Genomic DNA, 642 nt, shown 5'->3' with positions numbered 1-642 from the left:
GACAATACTGGGAAGAGTATGGCAAAGGGGATTACTTGCTGTGTTCATATCACGGTATTCCTAAACGTTATGCAGACAATGGCGACATTTATCCTCAGCATTGTGAAGCGACCACTCGCTTGCTTGGTGAGGCGCTTGGTTTATCATCGGATCAGATTGGTATGTCTTATCAGTCTCGTTTTGGCCGAGAAGAGTGGCTACAGCCTTACACTGATAAAACATTGGAAACCATCACCAGTAAAGGCGTGAAGAAAATTGATATCATGACTCCTGCATTTTCATCTGATTGTTTAGAAACGTTGGAAGAAATAGCTGGAGAGAACAAAGAGATCTTTATGGAAGCGGGTGGTGAGCAGTTCCACTATATTCCATGCCTTAACGACGATGACATGCATATCGATATGATGGCAGAACTAGTACGCAGCAAGCTGTAGAGCTTTGGTATTCTGCACTGAATGAATACAGAAAAGGGTCGCGATTGCGACCCTTTTTAATAACTTTGAAACCATGTTAAGCAACTTGTGTTTGTTGCTCTTCAATTTGTTCTGCAGTGCTGCGAGTATCGTTGATCACGGGAATGTACGCTCCCCAAATTCCGCTGTAAGCGACGTAACCGCCTTGAACATAAGGGTGTTCAGGAGC

The 642-nt window shown here is 43.9% G+C and carries 1 protein-coding gene; it reads left to right on the top strand.

Annotated elements, in window-relative coordinates; translation table 11 throughout:
* Positions 1-434: ferrochelatase (gene hemH, locus R7190_RS28280; RefSeq protein WP_318137979.1), on the top strand; the 434-nt coding region annotated here is incomplete at its 5' end.
* Between the last annotated feature and the right edge of the window lie 208 nt (positions 435-642).

The organism is Vibrio sp. 1078-1 (genome assembly GCF_033340475.1).
The sequence above is the reverse complement of the archived record's forward strand: the minus strand, read 5'-3'. Positions and strand labels throughout refer to the sequence as shown.